Genomic DNA, 16,448 nt, shown 5'->3' on the forward strand with positions numbered 1-16,448 from the left:
TCCTGAAACTTTAGCCCCGCCCACCGGCGTTCACACTCCGGCGGACACTCGGGGCAACGTGCGCTACGCGATAAACTGGCCCTATCCCCACCAACCGCGGCACTGAACCGCGAGATAAGACGGAGACATTTGTGAGCTTCACGCAGCATGAGCGCGTATCCATTGACCGTGTACCCATCCGCCGGGCCCTGATCTCGGTTTACGACAAGACCGGCTTGGAGGAGCTCGCCACAGGCCTGCACGCAGCGGGTGTGAAGCTGGTCTCCACCGGTTCCACCGCGAAGAAGATCGCTGCAGCGGGCATCCCGGTGCAGGAGGTTGAGGAAGTCACCGGTTCCCCGGAGATGCTGGACGGCCGCGTCAAGACGCTGCACCCCCGCGTCCACGGCGGCATCCTGGCGGACCGCCGCGTCCCCGCCCACATGGAGACGCTCGAAAGCATGGACATCGAGGCCTTCGACCTGGTGGTGGTGAACCTCTACCCGTTCGTGGAGACCGTCAAGTCCGGTGCCGCGCAGGACGACGTCGTTGAGCAGATCGACATCGGAGGCCCCGCCATGGTGCGCTCGGCCGCGAAGAACCATGCCGCCGTCGCCATCGTGGTGGACCCGTCCTTCTACGGTCAGGTAGTCACCGCAGCCGCTGAAGGCGGTTTCGACCTGAAGACCCGCCGCCGCCTCGCGGCCAAGGCGTTCGCGCACACGGCCTCCTACGACAACGCCGTGGCCACTTGGACTGCCAGCCAGTTCCTGGACGAAGACGGCGACGGCATCATCGACTGGCCTGCCTACGCCGGCATGTCCCTGGAACGCTCTGAAGTGCTGCGTTACGGCGAGAACCCGCATCAGCAGGCGGCGCTCTACGTGGACAAGGCCGCCCCGGTGGGCATCGCCCAGGCAGACCAGCTGCACGGCAAGGCCATGAGCTACAACAATTTCGTTGATGCCGACGCCGCCCTCCGCGCCGCCTTCGATTTCAGTGAGCCGGCCGTGGCCATCATCAAGCACGCCAACCCGTGCGGCGTTGCCGTCGGCTCGGCAGGCGCCGCGGACCCCATCGCCGACGCCCACGCCAAGGCCCACGCCTGCGACCCCGTGTCCGCGTTCGGCGGAGTTATCGCAGCCAACCGTCCGGTCACGGCGGCCATGGCCAACACCGTCAAGGACATCTTCACCGAGGTTGTCATCGCGCCCGGTTTCGAGCCCGAGGCCGTGGAGATCCTCTCCAAGAAGAAGAACATCCGGCTGCTTTCCCTGCCTGAGGGCTACGGCCGCTACCCCACGGAGTTCCGCCAGGTTTCCGGCGGCATGCTGGTCCAGGTCAGCGACAAGGTGGACGCCGACGGCGACAACCCCGCCAACTGGACGCTGGCCGCGGGCGAAGCCGCCGATGAGAAGACCCTCGCGGACCTCGCCTTCGCCTGGACCGCCTGCCGTGCAGCAAAGTCCAACGCCATCCTCCTCGCGGACAACGGTGCAGCTGTGGGCATCGGCATGGGCCAGGTCAACCGCCTCGATTCCTGCAAGCTGGCCGTGGAACGCGCCAACACGCTGGGCCTCCAGGTGGAGTCCGACGTCGATGGCGCCGGCGGTGCCACGAACGCCAGCGGTGCCGGCGCACCGCAGCGTGCCCAGGGCGCCGTGGCAGCATCGGATGCCTTCTTCCCGTTCGCTGACGGACTGCAGATCCTGATCGACGCCGGCGTCCGCGCCGTCGTGCAGCCCGGCGGATCCGTCCGGGACGAGGAAGTCATCGCTGCGGCCAACGCCGCCGGCATCTCCATGTACTTCACCGGAGCGCGCCACTTCTTCCACTGAGCGGCTGCTTAAACGAACGACGGCGCCCGTTCCCTTTGCAGGGGACGGGCGCCGTCGATCGTTGTTTCCTTAGTCCCGGGCGTCCGGCTGCGGAGCCTCTTCCGGTTCCGGCTGCAGCACCAGTTCCCGGGGCTTGGCCTCCGCCATCCGTTTATCGGTCCAGTACTCGAGGATTTCCTCGTGCGTCTCGGTCACCTCGATGTGGGCAACGCCTTCTCTCGGTTCTTTGCTAGGACTCTGAGGCATCGTTGTATACGCTTTCGATGGCCTCGCCCCAGTAGGGTCCGTACATGACCTTGGAGCCGCTGTAGCCGTAGCTGTTGATCGAGTTCTGCAGGCCGCCGGAGCCGGACCCGATGAACCACGGGCCGCCGGAGGAGCCGCTGGTCATGTCGCAGGGAATGCCTTGGGTGCCGAAGGCGGGGTTGATGGTGTCGGGGCTGGCCGTCCCGGCGCAGCTCTTGAGGGTCAGGCCGGTGAACGGTTTGTCCGCCGGGTACCCGAAGGACGTGTAGAACAGTCCACGTTCCTGGTTGAAGGCCACACCGGAACCGCCCACAACGTCGGTGAGCAATTCGCCGTTGAGGGGGTCCATGACAGCGAAGGCGGTGTCGTAGGCGATGTTGCCGGAGGAACTCCACTCCTCAGTCGTGAAGAGATCCCTTGCGGTCCACTTGCCGTACGGTGCCTTGCCGTTGTCGTAGGCGGGAACGAACGTAAAGTTCGTGGCTTCCTGGCCGGGTCCACCAATCACGCAATGCCCAGCTGTGGACACAGTGCTCTTGTTTTCGGAGGTCACGGCGTTGCCGGAGCACACATAGTTGGCGCCGCCCATGCTGAAGAACACCTTGCCGATGTGGTCTACGGACGTGGTGCTTGTGGCTTTGCCTTTGCTTGCCTTAACTTTGGCGTTCTTGCCACGTTCCACGGACGCCGGGTTGGCGTTGTTTCCGCGGTCGATGGCCTTTGCCGCAAGGACATCACCGGGGAGTGCCTTCTGCATTCGCTCGGCCGTCCAGTAGTCGGCGGCCCCGGCACTGTTCGCGGCCAGGCGCACGATGGAGGGAACGGCCTTCTCGTCTGAGGGCGATGGGGAGGCCGGCGCGGCGGAGGCGCCGCCGGCGGTGGTCAGAGCCAGAACGGCTGCGGCGGAGAAGCTCAGGAAGCCGGAAGCCAGGGACCGGGTGCGTGTCATTGTTGTCCTGTCTGAACGGAAAATGCCCCGGGGGAGAGGGCGCGGATCGACTTCAAGAATTTATCGCGCACGTCACATATAAGTAAACAGGAGTGACTTACCCTGCAGCGGATAGGGGGCTGTGGAGCCGCAGGTCAGGAGCCCGGCGCCGGGCGGGGTGGGGCACCCGGGCGGGTGCCGCCGTCGTACGCTTCTCTATCGCTGTAATCCTGCTCACGGCGGGGTCATCCAGCGCCCCCGGTAGGGTTCAAACCGGTGTCCTCGGGTAAGTTGTACTTGGTGAAATAGACAAAGGTTTCACAACCAAGCCGACCTTCAGGGAGACGCCCGCGCATGTCCAAGATTATCTACACCCACACCGACGAAGCGCCGATGCTGGCTACCTATTCGTTCCTGCCGATCATCGAGGCGTTCGCTTCGACAGCAGGTGTGGAGGTGGAGACCCGCGACATCTCGCTCGCCGGCCGCATCATCGCTGTGTTCGGCGATTACCTCACCCCCGAGCAGCAGACCGGTGACGCCCTCGCTGAACTGGGTGAGCTGGCGAAGACGCCGGAAGCCAACATCATCAAGCTGCCCAACATCAGCGCGTCCATCCCGCAGCTGAAGGCCGCCATTGCAGAGCTGCAGGGCCAGGGCTACGCACTGCCGGACTACCCGGACAACCCCTCCTCGGATGAAGAGACCGCTGTCCGCTCGCGCTACGACAAGATCAAGGGCTCCGCCGTGAACCCGGTCCTGCGCGAAGGCAACTCGGACCGCCGCGCTCCGCTGTCCGTGAAGAACTACGCGCGCCAGAACCCGCACTCCATGGGTGCCTGGACCGCTGATTCCAAGACCAACGTGGCCACCATGGGCCAGAACGACTTCCGCTCCAACGAGAAGTCCGTAGTTATCGAATCGGAAGGCACCATCGCCATCCAGCTGGTCCGTGAAGACGGCTCGGTGAAGGTCCTCAAGAAGGCCTTCCCGGTTCTGGCCGGCGAGGTCATCGACGGAACCGTCATGCGCGCCGCAGCCCTGGACGAGTTCCTCAAGGACCAGGTTGCCCGCGCCAAGGAAGAGGGCGTGCTGTTCTCCGCACACCTCAAGGCCACCATGATGAAGGTTTCGGACCCCATCATCTTCGGCCACGTGGTCAAGGCCTACTTCTCCGAGCTCTTCGACACCTACGGCAAGCAGCTCGCCGCCGCCGGCATCAGCCCCAACAACGGCCTTGCCGCCATCCTCAGCAGCCTCGAGGACCTGCCGGCGGACGTCCGCGACGGCGTCCAGAACCTCATCAAGAAGGGCCTCGAAGACGGCCCCGCCCTGGCCATGGTGGACTCGGACAAGGGGATCACCACCCTGAACGTCCCGTCCGACGTGATCGTGGACGCCTCCATGCCGGCCATGATCCGCAGCTCCGGCCACATGTGGGGCCCGGACGGCAAGGAAGCCGACACCCTGGCGGTCCTGCCGGACAGCTCCTACGCCGGCATCTACCAGGTGGTCATCGATGACTGCCGCGCCAACGGCGCCTACGACCCCACTACCATGGGCACCGTCCCCAACGTGGGCCTCATGGCACAGGCAGCCGAAGAATACGGCAGCCACGACAAGACCTTCGAAATCCAGGAAACCGGCACCGTTCAGGTGGTTGACGGAACCGGCAACGTGCTGATCGAACACGAAGTCTCCGAGGGCGACATCTGGCGCGCCTGCCAGACCAAGGACGCCCCCATCCGCGACTGGGTAAAGCTGGCCGTCACCCGTGCCCGCGCCTCCCAGACGCCCGCCGTGTTCTGGCTGGACGAGGAGCGCGCCCACGACGCCAACCTCATCGCCAAGGTCAACGAATACCTGAAGGACCACGACATCGAGGGCCTGGACCTCCAGATCCTGTCCCCGGTCAAGGCCACCGCGTTCACCCTGGAGCGGATCCGCAAGGGCGAAGACACCATCTCCGTCACCGGCAACGTCCTCCGCGATTACCTCACGGACCTCTTCCCCATCCTGGAACTGGGCACCAGCGCCAAGATGCTCTCCGTGGTGCCGCTGATGAACGGTGGCGGACTCTTCGAGACCGGCGCCGGCGGTTCCGCCCCGAAGCACGTCCAACAGCTGCTGAAGGAGAACCACCTCCGCTGGGACAGCCTGGGCGAATTCCTGGCCCTGGCCGTCAGCTTCGAGCACCTGGCCACCACCACCGGCAACGCCCGCGCCCAGGTCCTGGCCGACACGCTGGACCGCGCCACCGGCACGTTCCTGCTGGAGAACAAGTCCCCGAGCCGCCGCGCCGGCGAACTGGACAACCGCGGCAGCCACTACTTCCTGGCCCGCTACTGGGCCGAGGAACTGGCCAAGCAGACGGACGACGCCGACCTGGCCGCCGCATTCGGCGCCGTCGCCACCGAACTTTCCTCCCAGGAGGAAGCCATCGTTGGTGAGCTGGCCGCGGTCCAGGGCTCGCCCGTGGACGTTGGAGGCTACTACCACCCCGAGGACGCCAAGGCCTCTGCAGTCATGCGGCCGTCCGCGACCCTGAACAAGGTCATCGACAGCCTGAGCTAGCGGAAGGCTGCTGCGGCAGTCTCACTAAAGAGGCGGTGCCCCGGACCTGTTCCGGGGCACCGCCTCTTTCTTGTGCCGCTTACAAAGTGGAGATCAGCGCAAAACGTCCCTTCCGGCGTCGTACGCTGCGTCGGTGGGCCGCTATCCGCTGCCTTTGCCCTTGCCCTGGTTGTCCTTCTTTCCGGTGTTCTCACCTGAGGGCTGCACGGTTGACGGCGCGGGGGCTTCCTGGGCGGGCGGGGTTTGCTGGGCCGCTTGTTCGGCCGCCTGCCGGGCTTCCTCTTCGGCGCGGGCTTTAGCCTGTTCGGTCTTGGCGATGGCGTCGGTCAGGTCGGCGCGGACTGCGGCGGCAATGGTGGTAATGCTGCGGCGGCGTTCGTCAGAGATGCCGCCCTTCGATTGCGCGTTCCCGAGTTCGGCTTCGAGGCCTTCCAGCGCCCTGAGGGCGGTGGCGGGATCGTTCTGCGCTGACGCCTGCGTTACCTCAAGCACCCGTGCCTGCAACTGCCTGGCGGCATCGCGCTGGAGTCCCGTTTCGCCGGTCCCGCAGCCGGCGAGCAATCCGGCGGCCAGCAGCGCCGCGGACCAGCGGGCGGCCAGCGCCCCGTGCTTTCCACCGGTCACGGGTCAACGCTCTTCTGCAATTCCTTCAAGTGATCGCCGAGTTCCCCGGTGACCGTGGGATACGGCACGACGTCGGCCGGAGACTGGGTGGAGAGGGGCAGGATCACCGCGGCCACCGCAGCCGCCACCACAATGAGCGTGAGGATCACGCCGAGCCAGAATCGCTTGGTGCGGGCCTGCGGATGGAGGTTCCTGGCCTCAGGTTCGCGGGTTTGGGGCGACGCTGCCGCTTCCCGGAGTTCGTCCACGGACTCTTCAGCGGTGATCGACGGCGGGTGGAACGGCATGGCCGGCAGTACCCGCGTGGTTTCGGGTGCCAGTTCGCCGGGTGTGGAGGCGGGTGAGACGAGGGCCTGGCGCAGTGCGGTCTCGATGTCCGCGGCGGACGGGCGTTCCAGCGGTTCGATGGCGGTCATCGAGCGGAGGAGCTGCGCCCACTCGGTGGGGAGGTCGTCAGGGATTTCGGGTGCCCGGTGCAGCCGGGCGACGGCGGACTCCACGGCGCCGCCGGGGTATTCGACAGTGCCCTTGATGCATTCAATCAGCACCAGGCCGAACGAATAGATGTCCGTGGCGGCGGAGAGCGGCTGGCCCAGCGCCTGTTCGGGGCTGAGGTAGGCGGCAGTGCCCACCATGGTTCCGGTGGTGGTCAGACGGGTGGAGTCAGCGATCCGCGCAATTCCGAAGTCGGTGAGCTTGGGGCGGAGGGGTTCGCCGGGGCGGATCTGGACCAGCAGGATATTGGCGGGTTTGATGTCGCGGTGGATCACGCCCAGCCCATGGACGTAGGCCAAGGCGTCTGCGATTCCGGCGCCGATGACTGCCAGTTCTTCCAGCGGGACACGGCTGTGGCGGATGCGGCCGCGGAGGTCCTGGCCCTCCACGAGCTCCATGGTGAGGAACGGCCGTGGCTCGTCCGGGATCCGGGTATCGATGCCGGCATCGAAAAGCGTGACGAGGCCGGGATGATTCAAGGTGGCCAGAAGCTTGATTTCCGCTTCCTGGCGTTTCAGTTCTTCGGTGTCCGGGGCCTGCGGGGCGAAGAGCTTAAGGGCCACGTCCCGGCCCAGGTTCTCGTCCCGGGCGCTGTACACAGAAGACATTCCCCCGCGGCCGATGACCTCATTCAACCGGTAGCGACCGCCGACAATCTCGTTCGTGGTGGAGCTGGGCGATTCCGCCACCATGTCCCGTCCCTCCCGGTGCGATGCGGCAATGTCGTACTCAAATCATACCGGCGGAGGGGCGGCCCGGCGATTGACCTCGGGCTTCGCGGCGCACACGCCGAGGGTCTGGCGGCGGAACTCCAGCATCCGCCGCCAGACCATCGGCCACAAGGACATGTGTGCTGATGACATGTTTTGAGTCATTTTCTGTTGCTGTGTCTTGGTCCTCCTTCCCCGCGGCCCGTGGAGTGCTGCCGCTTCGGGCGCGATTCACGGACGCTTTCCCTCTTGGTTCAGGGGGAATGCAGCGCAGGAGCGTCTATCAGGAAGTCCTGCGCTTGCGGAGCACCAGGACCCCGGCGGCCAGGAGCAGCAGGGCCAGCGGGACGAGGGAGCCGTCCAGGCCGGTGTTGGCCAAGGCGGCCGCACCTCCGCGGGCGGGAGCGCTTCGCGGTGCGGTGTCGGCAGTGATGACGCCACTGACTGCTGTTGAACCGGCGGGAGCTGCGGAGATGGGGTTGGTTCCGGCCGTGACTGTACCCGTGATGCCGGCGCCGTTGTCCATACCGTTGCCGGGACCTGCGCCGTTGCCGGGGTTTTCAGTCCCCGGGGTGCTTGTTCCGGGATCCACGGTGCCAACGCCGCCCGTATCGCCGTCGCCGGGGTTCTCCGTGCCGGGTGTACCGGTGCCGGGGTTCTCAGCGCCCGGCGTCTCCGCACCGATGCCAAGGTCCACTCCCAGGTCAATACCGGCATCCACTCCACCGGTGTTGCCGAGGCCAAGGTTCGCGTCCGCATCGACGCTGGCGGTGAGGCCGTCGTTGGCACCGTTGGTGCCGGTGACGCCGCCGAGGTCCACGGTTGCGTCGGCATCAAGAGCAACGTCAGCGGTGTTGCCGTCCGTCGTTCCGGTGTTGCCGAGGCCGAGGTTGGCGTCTGCTTCGACGACGGTGGTGAGGCCGTCGTTGGTTCCGGTGACGCCGCCGAGGTCCACAACAGCATCTGCGGCGACGGCCACATCAGCTGTGTTGCCGTCCGTGGTTGCGGTGTTGCCGAGGCCAAGGTTCACGTCCGCATCGACGACGGCGGCTACGCCGTCGTTGGTGGCACTGTTGGTGCCGGTGACGCCGCTGACGTCCGCAACAACATCTGCGGCGACAGCTACATCGGCCGCCGTGGCCTCGGGAGCGGTGCTGCCGCTCCCGAGGCCCAGGCCGACTTCGCCGGCCGCAGCAAGCCCGCTGCCAGCTTCAGTGGTGTTGTCTCCGGCGTTCAGTGCAACGTCCACTACGGTGGCGACGCCCGTTGAGTCGGACGGCGTTGGGTCACCCAGCAGGCCCAACGACGTCGTATCAGCGGACGCCGCCGCCGAGATCAAGGCGGATGCGGAAAGATCCGATCCGGTGGTGTTGGTGGTGTCTGCCGCGTTCGCTGCAGTGCAGCCGAATGCCAGCAGTCCACCGGCAAAGAGGGTGCCAAGCAGCCCCCTGCGAAGGTTGGAACTCATGATGGTTTCTCCTGAAGAAGTTGAAGAAGGGCGCTGATGCAGCTGCCCATGTGGCCGCGTGCTGCCGCGAAAGGGCAGCCGGGACTCAACTAGTCAGGCGAAGAACCGGGGTCGAAGGACACCGGCGCGGGGGTATGCTCACGGTCATCCCGGGCCAGGACGGCGCGGGAGAGGAGATGATCAAAGTCGTAGGCGCTCAGCCAGGCGGCGGAACCGAAGGCGGGGGAAGCAGGCCCACCACTGCCAGTGCCGGTGCCCGGAACAGCAGGGGACTGAGCCGGCTGCTGCACGGGGTTATCAGTGGCCGGCTCGCCGCCACCCGAGTGGTGCGCAGCAGGCTCGATACCGGCCGTTTCAGCAAGGAACGCCGAACCAAAGCCCGGAATGGCGGATAAAGCCGGCGCCTCGATGTTCACCGCAGCTATCCGGGCCGGTCCGGCAGCGCCGAACGTTTCTGACTCCACTGCAACGGCGGCACCCTGCGCGGGCTCAACCACACCGTTGCCCGCTGCCGGTACCGGTTCGGAGGCCGGCAGTTCGTCCAGCGGCACGGTTCCGGAGAGATCGGGAAGCGGAAGCGGAAGCGGGTCGGAGCCGGTCACGAGGCCCGACACCGGGACCAGCACCGGTTCAAGCACGGGGACGGCCTCCGCGACCGGCGGAACGGCAGCTTCAACGAGGGCCGCAGTAGTCCTGTCCGCGGCCTCAACGATGGGCACTGCAACGGCAGACACCGTGCCTGCTGGAACCACTTGGCTCACTACGGGTACTGAAGAAACCAGGTTGTCCGCCACAACCAAAAGCTGGCTGGCCACCGGCTGCAGCAGTCCGGACGGCCGGGCGGGGACAGGAGCGGGGGCCGGAGTTACAGCGGTAGTCGAGGTCTGCGAATCCGTTGGAACAGTGCCGGCCACCTTGCCTGCCACCGACGAAGCGGACGACGCCACGGAGGTCGTCACCCCGCCCAGGAGGGAAGAAGTCTCAGAAAGGGTGTCGGCAGACGCCGCGGTGGATGACAACGTCAACCAGCCGATGGCCGCGGCTCCGGCAAGCAACAGGGTACGCATGGCACTCCACGGCGAATGTGCATCAGCCATGAGTACCACCCCCAGTACCGTGAGAAAACGACGATGGCAGAATCCTAAGACTGCTTATCGTCGAACGTCTAGGGGCCAATTAAAAGAATGTGACAGAGATTGATGCCGCCTGCTATAAAGCGTCGCAATTCTCGGCCGATACTGTCACGTCAATGACGACGTAATTTTCGAATCGCCGGCACTTCAGCGATGCCTGTCATTCGGGTAGCTGACGCCCAGCTGGGCCCGTACGCCGTCAAAGAGGCGCATCGTATTCAACGAATCCTCCAGCGGCATCACCGGACTTTCCGCTATGCCCTGCTGGATGCAGCGGGTCACTTCGCGCAGTTCGTAGGTGTAGCCCTTGCCTACGACGTCGAACGTTTCAGTCCGCCGCTCGTCCCACCCTGTGGCCACAGTCAGCTCGCGGGGGTTGTTGATCGATCCGGCACTTTGGAGGAAGCCGCGGCTTCCGGCGACGGTTGCCGTGCGCGGTCCGTGTGCCAAAAGCGATGAGGTGAGTTGGACCTGGGCGCCGTGGTGGTAGCCGAGCGTCAGGGCGTTCTGGGCATCCACGCCGTCGTCGTTCACATGCCCCGTGGCGCTCACTGTTTGGGGAAACCCGAGCGTTCCCAGCGCCCAGAGCAGGGGGTAGACGGTGAGGTCGAGCAGCGCCCCGCCGCCGTCCTGCCGTGCCCACAGCCGGGCAGTGGGGGAGTACGGTGCGGGGAAACCCAAATCGGCGGTGACCCAGTGGATGTCGCCCAATTCACCGGATGCGGCAATTTCAAAGGCACGCTGCATGCCGGGCAGGAAGCGGCTCCAGACCGCCTCCATCAGGAACAGATTGCGGCTGCGGGCAGCTTCGATCAGTTCGGCCGCTTCCCTGGCGTTGATGGTGAAGGCCTTCTCGCACAGGACGTGCTTTCCCGCCTGAAGTGCAGCCAGGACGATCTCATGGTGCTGCGCATGAGGGGTGGCGACGTAGACGACGTCCACTGCGTCATCGGCGAGCAGGCGCTGGTAGCCGTGCACGCCGTCGTGGTCTCCGTACGCTTTACCCACGCCGTAGGCGGCAGCGAAAGCGTCCGCCGTCGCTTGCCCCCGTGAGCTGACGGCGTGCAGTTCGGCATCTGCCAGCAGGATCAGGTCCTGCGCCACGGATTTGGCGATGCCACCGGTGGCGATGATTCCCCAGCGGAGGGGCGCTCCGGTGGCCGAGCGGGGGTCCGTGTCGGCCTGGCTGGACAACCATGGTGTGGCAATGGGGGCGGTCATTCAGTCATCCTGCCACAGGACTGAAGGGGTGCAGGGGGATTGGTGCCCGTGGGTGCCGGGAGGGTGATGGGGAAGGCGCGACGCCGGCCCTCCCCATCGCTGCTAGGCCGTCACCGGAAGCGGGGCCCGGTGGTGCGCCGGTTCCTCCGTCAGCTTTCCCTGCTGCAGACGGAACCTGCGGTCGGTCTTGTTGGCCAGTGCACGGTCATGGGTCACCACCAGGATGGTGGTGTTGTGGTCGCGGCTGAGGGCGCTGAGGAGCGAGATGATGTGGTCCCCGGTCTGCTCGTCCAGGTTGCCCGTGGGCTCATCGGCCAGGATCAGCTTGGGCTCGTTGGCCAGGGCCCGGGCAATGGCGACGCGCTGCTGCTCGCCGCCCGAAAGCCGGTTGATGCGCCGGTCGTGTTTGTCCGGAACCAGCTGGACCTGTTCCAACAGATCCTTGGCACGGCGCTGGCGGGCTGCCTTGCGCATCCCCGCGAACTCCATGGGCAGCATGACGTTGTCCACCGCGGAGAGGTTGGGGATCAGGTTGAACTGCTGGAAGACGAAGCCGATGTCCCGCCGGCGGTACTCGGTCAGTTTGGCGTCCGGCATCCCCGCCAGGCTTACGCCGTTGACGACGACGTCTCCGCTGGTGGGCTTGTCCAGCGCACCCAGGAGGGAGAGCAGTGTGCTCTTCCCGCTTCCGCTCTTTCCGACGATCGAGGCAAGCGTGCCCTGCTCGAGGACGAAGCTGACATCGTTGACCGGCTTGATGGTGCGGTCACCGGAGTTGAAAGTGCGGACCAGGTTTTTGACTTCAATCATGGCTATTCTCCTCGCAGGACTTCGATGGGACGGATGCGTGCGGTGAGCAGCGCGGGAACCAGTGCGCCAATGATCGCGACGCCGAACACAGCGGCTATGCCGGCCGCGATGACTTCAGGGGAGGCGCTGGCAGTGACGGATGTGAGCAGCTGGGAGGCGCCGCCGAACGGATTCCCACCCTGGCCTCCGCCCGGAAAGCCTGCTCCGCCTCCGGGGACTCCGCCGGGCATGCCCCGCCCGGCGGTGGTTGCCGCCGTCGTGCTGGTGCTGTTGGTGCTGATCAGGGCTGACGCGATGCCGCTGCTGGCAAACGCTGCGATGACGGCGCCCACGGCGCTGCCGAGTGCCGCGAGGACGAGGGCTTCAAGGACGAACTGCAGGCCGATAGTGCGATTAGGTGCGCCAATGGCTTTCAGGACGCCGATTTCCCGGCGGCGCTCGCGGACCAGCATCACCATGATCAACAGGATTATCAGGCCAGCGGTGCCGAGGGCGGCGACGAAGGCGATGAAGGAAATGTTCTTGACACTGCCCAGGGAGCTGACGGCGGTCTCCAGGTTTTGTCCCTGGGTGACGTCCGCCTTGTCAGTGCCGAGCGTGTCCTGCAGTGCGGTCTTGGTGGAATCGACGTTCTCCAGGGAATCCACCGTAACGATCATGCTGGACAGTTCATCCGGCAATCCGGCCAGGGCCTGGGCTGTGGGGAGCGTGACGTAGACGGCATTGTTGCCGAACGTGGTTCCGGCATCGAACAGGCCGGCCACAGTGTAGGCCTGATCGTTGATGGTGAAGGTGGAGCCGACGGAGAGGTTGTTCTTTTCCGCCAGGGCGGTGCCCAGGAGGGCGTTCGTGGACTCGGCGGTGTAGTCACCCAGCCCCGCACCAGCGGTGATGTTCAGTGCCTTGCCGGTGGTATCCACCTCGGCGCCAATGCCGGTGGCCGTGATGGGCAGCGACCGCATGGGTTGCGTGGTTGATGCGGATCCGGTGGTTCCATTTGACTGCTGGTTGCGGGTGCCGAGGGTTCCCGCGTCCACTGCCGCCGTGAGGCTGGTGGTCAGCGTTGTCGCGGCCTGCCCGCCAGGTCCGCCCTGCCCACCAGGGCCACCTTGGCCGGTTTGTCCCGCTGCCGCCTGGGCGGCAGCTTCCGTGGCGTTCCGGAGGCGGAGGGATGAGGTCCCGACGACGGCGCTCACGTTGGGAACGGCGGCTGCAGCGGTTGCCTGCTCGGTGGTGAGCGGCTCGCCGCCGCCTTCGAAGCCTTGCCCGCCAGCGGGGTTGACGGTCAGGACCGTGCCCACGGAGGCATTGAGCTCTTGGACTTTCGCTCCCACGGCCTGGTTGGCCACCAGCATGGCCAGAGCCAGTCCAATGGCAACGGCCAGTACGGCGACGACGGCGGCAGTGCGCACCTTATTTCTGAAAGCATTGCCTACACTCCGGGCAAGGACGCTCACGTTACTCCTATGGTTCGGGTGCCGGCCCTGGAGGCCAGCGACGGATCTACCCTCGCCGCGCATGCTGTGCAGGAATCTGGGTGAACCTGTGTTTGCCCTGTGAAGAACCCTTGACAGCCTTGTCATGACGCGCGTAAGAATTAAGCAGTTGCTCGGAAACCGCTTTCTCAGCAATGGCTTCCCACCTATTCATCCGCACCCCTCAAGGCATGTGGTCTCTGTGGCATGCCGGAAATTAGGCCAATGACGTCCCCTAAACGCGATAATGCACGCATTCCCACCTCCGGAAGGCTCCGGCGTCCCGCCGGAATCGCAGCATCGGCTGCCGCAATGGCACTCGCCGCGGGCCTTGCGGTGACTGCACCCGCAACCGCTGGCCCCGCCCCGACCGGCGGAGGAGTGATCAAAGCCGAAGATGCGGCACCCACCGGTTGGGCCGCCGTCGGACGCGGAACAAATGGCGGCGCAGATGCCTCGGCCGAAAACCGCTACGAGGTGAGCACTCTGGCCGATCTAAAGGCAGCGCTCGCCAACAACGGCCAACCCACAGCGCCGAAAATCATCTACGTGAACGGCACCATCGACGGCAACCAAACTCCGGACGGGCGGATCCTCGGAGAGCAGGACTACGCTCCGGGCTACGACATCAACCAGTACATCTCCTGCTTTGGACCTGGCGGCAAGGTCTGGAGCGACCAGACTTTCGAGTACTGCAAAAAGCAGCGCCAGCTTCGGCAGACCGGCAGCAATAACATGAAGCGGCAGATCGAAGTCAGCCTGCCCAGCAACACCACACTGGTTGGCCTGGGTGGCAGCTCCGGATTCGTTGGCGCGAACATTGTGATTCTCAGCGCCACGAATGTGGTGATGCGGAACCTCAGCGTGGAAGCACCGGTGGACTTCTTCAGCACCTGGTCGCCGGATGACGGCAACGGCGCGTGGAACGCTCGGTTCGACGCCGTCTCCTCGGTGACATCGGATCACCTGTGGATTGACCATGTCAGCCTTTCGGATGGCCGGTTCCCGGACAGCGAAGCTCCGAAGGGCCCCAACGGCAAGCCGGCCAACCGGCACGACGGCCTGCTTGACCTGAAGGACGGCACAGACTTCGTGACCATTTCCAACAGCAGGCTCTCCAACCATGACAAGACCATGCTCTTGGGTTCCGGCGACGAACACGTTGACAAGGACGGCGGCAAGCTCCGCGTCAGCTACATCGGCAACTACTTCGAGAACCTGCAGCAGCGCGCACCCCGCGTCCGGTTTGGCCAGGTCCACGTGGTCAACAACTACTTCTCCGGCAGCACGGACGATCCGTACTACCCGTTGGTAAGCGAGGCCCAGGGCGGCAGCAGCTACTTCCTCGGCGCCGGCTACCAGTCGCGGATCTTCTCCGAACACAATGCCTTCGAATTCACGGGGCCCGGCGCTGACCCGTCCATCATGGTCAGCAGCTACAACGGCAACCGGTTCAGCGACACCGGGTCCTGGTACAACGGGCAGCCCGCGGACCTGAACTCCATCGCCGGGGCCTCGTTTGAGCAGAACCGCGCGGAGGCACTGGCAGAGGCGGAAGCCAGCGGAGTTCAGGCCCCGGACTGGACGGGCTGGGACTTCACCACCGACGTGGGCTGGGACCCCTCCGACGTCTACAGTTACAAAGCCTTCAGCACCCCGCAGGCAGTGAAGAACCATGCGCTGAAGTTCACTGGACCCGGAGTGCTCAAAGTTAAGCGGTAAGGCACTCCGCCTGCAACGGCTGTCGGAAACGGAAACAGCCCGGCCCCCACATGGGAGCCGGGCTGTGCCGTAAGGAGCTGTTACTTGGTGATCGGGCCGAGTACCGGATCGTCCGTGTATGCGGTCTTCACGTTGGCGGCGGTGACGATGACCGGCTCCAGCAGGTAGGCCGGAACGGTCTTGACGCCGTTGTTGTAGGAGTCCTTGTCGTTGATCTCCAGGTCCTTGCCGGCCTGGAGGTCCTTCACCATGGTGATGGCGTGCTCAACGAGCTTGCGGGTGTCCTTGTTGATGGTGGAGTACTGCTCGCCGGCCATGATCGACTTGACCGACTCAACCTCGGAGTCCTGGCCGGTCACCACGGGGAGCGGCTTGCCGGCAGCTTTGACGGAGGTCAGTACTGCGCGGGCCAGGGTGTCGTTGGGGGAGAGGACGCCGTCCAGGGAAGCGCTGGAGTAGCTGCCGGTCAGCAGTGTGTCAGCGCGGCGCTGGGCGTTCTCGGCCTTCCAACCCTGGGTGACAGCCTGTTCGAAGTTCGTCTGGCCGGACAGCACCTTCAGCGTACCGTCATCGATCTTCGGCTTCAGGACGCTCATGGCGCCGTCGAAGAAGACCTTGGCGTTGGCATCATCGGGGGAGCCGGCGAACAGTTCGATGTTGTACGGGCCATTGGGCTTCTTGGCCTTCAGTCCGTCCAGCAGCGCCTGGCCCTGCAATTCACCAACCTTGAAGTTGTCGTAGGCCACGTAGTAGTCCACGTTCTCGGTGTTCAGCAGCAGCCGGTCATAGGCAATGATGGTGGCGCCGGCATCCTTGGCCTGCTTGAGCTGGGTGCCCAGCTGGGAGCCGTCGATGGCGCCGACGATGATGACCTTGGCACCCTTGGTGACCATGGCGCTGATCTGGTTCTGCTGCTCGGACACGCCGCCGTTGGCGAACTGGACGTCAGCCTTGAAGCCCGCGCCGTTGAGGCCGTCATTGAACAGCTTCTCCGCGAGGACCCAGTTTTCACTGGTCTTCTGGGGAAGCGCGACGCCGATGGAGGAGTTCTGTTCGAACCCGCCGGCGCCGCCGCTCGCTCCGCCCGATGGGGTTTCTGAGCGGCCGCAGCCCGTCAGCGCCAGTGCTGCGATGGCAGCTACCGCTGCGGCCTTTCCTGCTTTACCAAACATTCGCATAGTTGGTTTTCTCTTTCTTTGTGATGGATTACCGCTAGTCGGTCGCA

At 65.3% G+C, this 16,448-nt stretch carries 14 protein-coding genes; 3 read left to right on the forward strand and 11 right to left on the reverse strand.

Translation table 11 applies throughout. The annotated features are described in order from the left end of the window. Window positions 1-131: 131 nt before the first annotated feature. Window positions 132-1,817, forward strand: a complete 1,686-nt coding sequence (purH, locus tag ACHL_RS05865; RefSeq protein ID WP_015936381.1) for a bifunctional phosphoribosylaminoimidazolecarboxamide formyltransferase/IMP cyclohydrolase — start codon at window positions 132-134, stop codon at window positions 1,815-1,817. A gap of 69 nt (window positions 1,818-1,886) precedes the next feature. Here purH and ACHL_RS24455 read toward each other — a convergent pair whose 3' ends face one another. Both ACHL_RS24455 and ACHL_RS05870 read right to left on the reverse strand, forming a co-directional pair. Further along, window positions 1,887-2,063: a hypothetical protein gene (locus ACHL_RS24455; RefSeq protein WP_015936382.1), complete on the reverse strand. Its 177-nt coding sequence runs from the start codon at window positions 2,061-2,063 to the stop codon at window positions 1,887-1,889. Then, a complete protein-coding gene (locus tag ACHL_RS05870; protein ID WP_015936383.1) occupies window positions 2,047-3,012 on the reverse strand; it encodes a trypsin-like serine peptidase in 966 nt (321 codons plus the stop codon). The genes ACHL_RS24455 and ACHL_RS05870 overlap by 17 nt, the downstream gene beginning before the upstream one ends. 333 nt (window positions 3,013-3,345) lie before the next feature. Between ACHL_RS05870 and ACHL_RS05875 the strand changes: the two genes are divergently transcribed. Further along, complete coding sequence (locus ACHL_RS05875) at window positions 3,346-5,565, forward strand: NADP-dependent isocitrate dehydrogenase (RefSeq protein WP_015936384.1); 2,220 nt, start codon at window positions 3,346-3,348, stop codon at window positions 5,563-5,565. A 141-nt stretch (window positions 5,566-5,706) separates the two neighbouring features. Here ACHL_RS05875 and ACHL_RS05880 read toward each other — a convergent pair whose 3' ends face one another. The 8 genes from ACHL_RS05880 to ACHL_RS05910 form a co-directional block, all read right to left on the reverse strand. Beyond that, the gene (locus ACHL_RS05880; RefSeq protein ID WP_015936385.1) at window positions 5,707-6,189 is read right to left on the reverse strand and encodes a hypothetical protein; all 483 of its coding nucleotides are present in this window, start codon (window positions 6,187-6,189) and stop codon (window positions 5,707-5,709) included. Further along, on the reverse strand, window positions 6,186-7,376 hold the full coding sequence (locus ACHL_RS05885; protein ID WP_015936386.1) for a serine/threonine-protein kinase: 1,191 nt from the start codon (window positions 7,374-7,376) through the stop codon (window positions 6,186-6,188). Before ACHL_RS05885 ends, ACHL_RS05880 begins: the two co-directional genes overlap by 4 nt. 42 nt (window positions 7,377-7,418) lie before the next feature. Next, complete coding sequence (locus ACHL_RS24820) at window positions 7,419-7,547, reverse strand: hypothetical protein (RefSeq protein ID WP_279625924.1); 129 nt, start codon at window positions 7,545-7,547, stop codon at window positions 7,419-7,421. Between the two features lie 130 nt (window positions 7,548-7,677). Then, window positions 7,678-8,862: a hypothetical protein gene (locus ACHL_RS05890; protein WP_015936387.1), complete on the reverse strand. Its 1,185-nt coding sequence runs from the start codon at window positions 8,860-8,862 to the stop codon at window positions 7,678-7,680. Between the two features lie 89 nt (window positions 8,863-8,951). Further along, window positions 8,952-9,929: a hypothetical protein gene (locus tag ACHL_RS05895; protein ID WP_015936388.1), complete on the reverse strand. Its 978-nt coding sequence runs from the start codon at window positions 9,927-9,929 to the stop codon at window positions 8,952-8,954. A 213-nt stretch (window positions 9,930-10,142) separates the two neighbouring features. Beyond that, on the reverse strand, window positions 10,143-11,216 hold the full coding sequence (locus ACHL_RS05900; RefSeq protein ID WP_015936389.1) for a Gfo/Idh/MocA family protein: 1,074 nt from the start codon (window positions 11,214-11,216) through the stop codon (window positions 10,143-10,145). A gap of 102 nt (window positions 11,217-11,318) precedes the next feature. After that, window positions 11,319-12,026, reverse strand: coding sequence for an ABC transporter ATP-binding protein (locus tag ACHL_RS05905; RefSeq protein ID WP_015936390.1), 708 nt, complete (start codon window positions 12,024-12,026; stop codon window positions 11,319-11,321). Window positions 12,027-12,028: 2 nt separating this feature from the next. After that, entirely contained in the window at window positions 12,029-13,483 is a 1,455-nt protein-coding gene (locus ACHL_RS05910) for an ABC transporter permease (protein WP_015936391.1), read from the reverse strand. Between the two features lie 243 nt (window positions 13,484-13,726). On the opposite strand from ACHL_RS05910, the gene ACHL_RS05915 reads away from it, so the two are divergent. Then, window positions 13,727-15,223, forward strand: a complete 1,497-nt coding sequence (locus ACHL_RS05915; RefSeq protein WP_015936392.1) for a pectate lyase family protein — start codon at window positions 13,727-13,729, stop codon at window positions 15,221-15,223. An 80-nt stretch (window positions 15,224-15,303) separates the two neighbouring features. On the opposite strand, the gene ACHL_RS05920 is transcribed toward ACHL_RS05915, so the two are convergent. Beyond that, window positions 15,304-16,401, reverse strand: coding sequence for a substrate-binding domain-containing protein (locus tag ACHL_RS05920; protein WP_015936393.1), 1,098 nt, complete (start codon window positions 16,399-16,401; stop codon window positions 15,304-15,306). Window positions 16,402-16,448: the final 47 nt, after the last annotated feature.

The sequence above is a fragment of the Pseudarthrobacter chlorophenolicus A6 genome, assembly GCF_000022025.1.
Taxonomy (GTDB): Bacteria; Actinomycetota; Actinomycetes; order Actinomycetales; family Micrococcaceae; genus Arthrobacter; species Arthrobacter chlorophenolicus.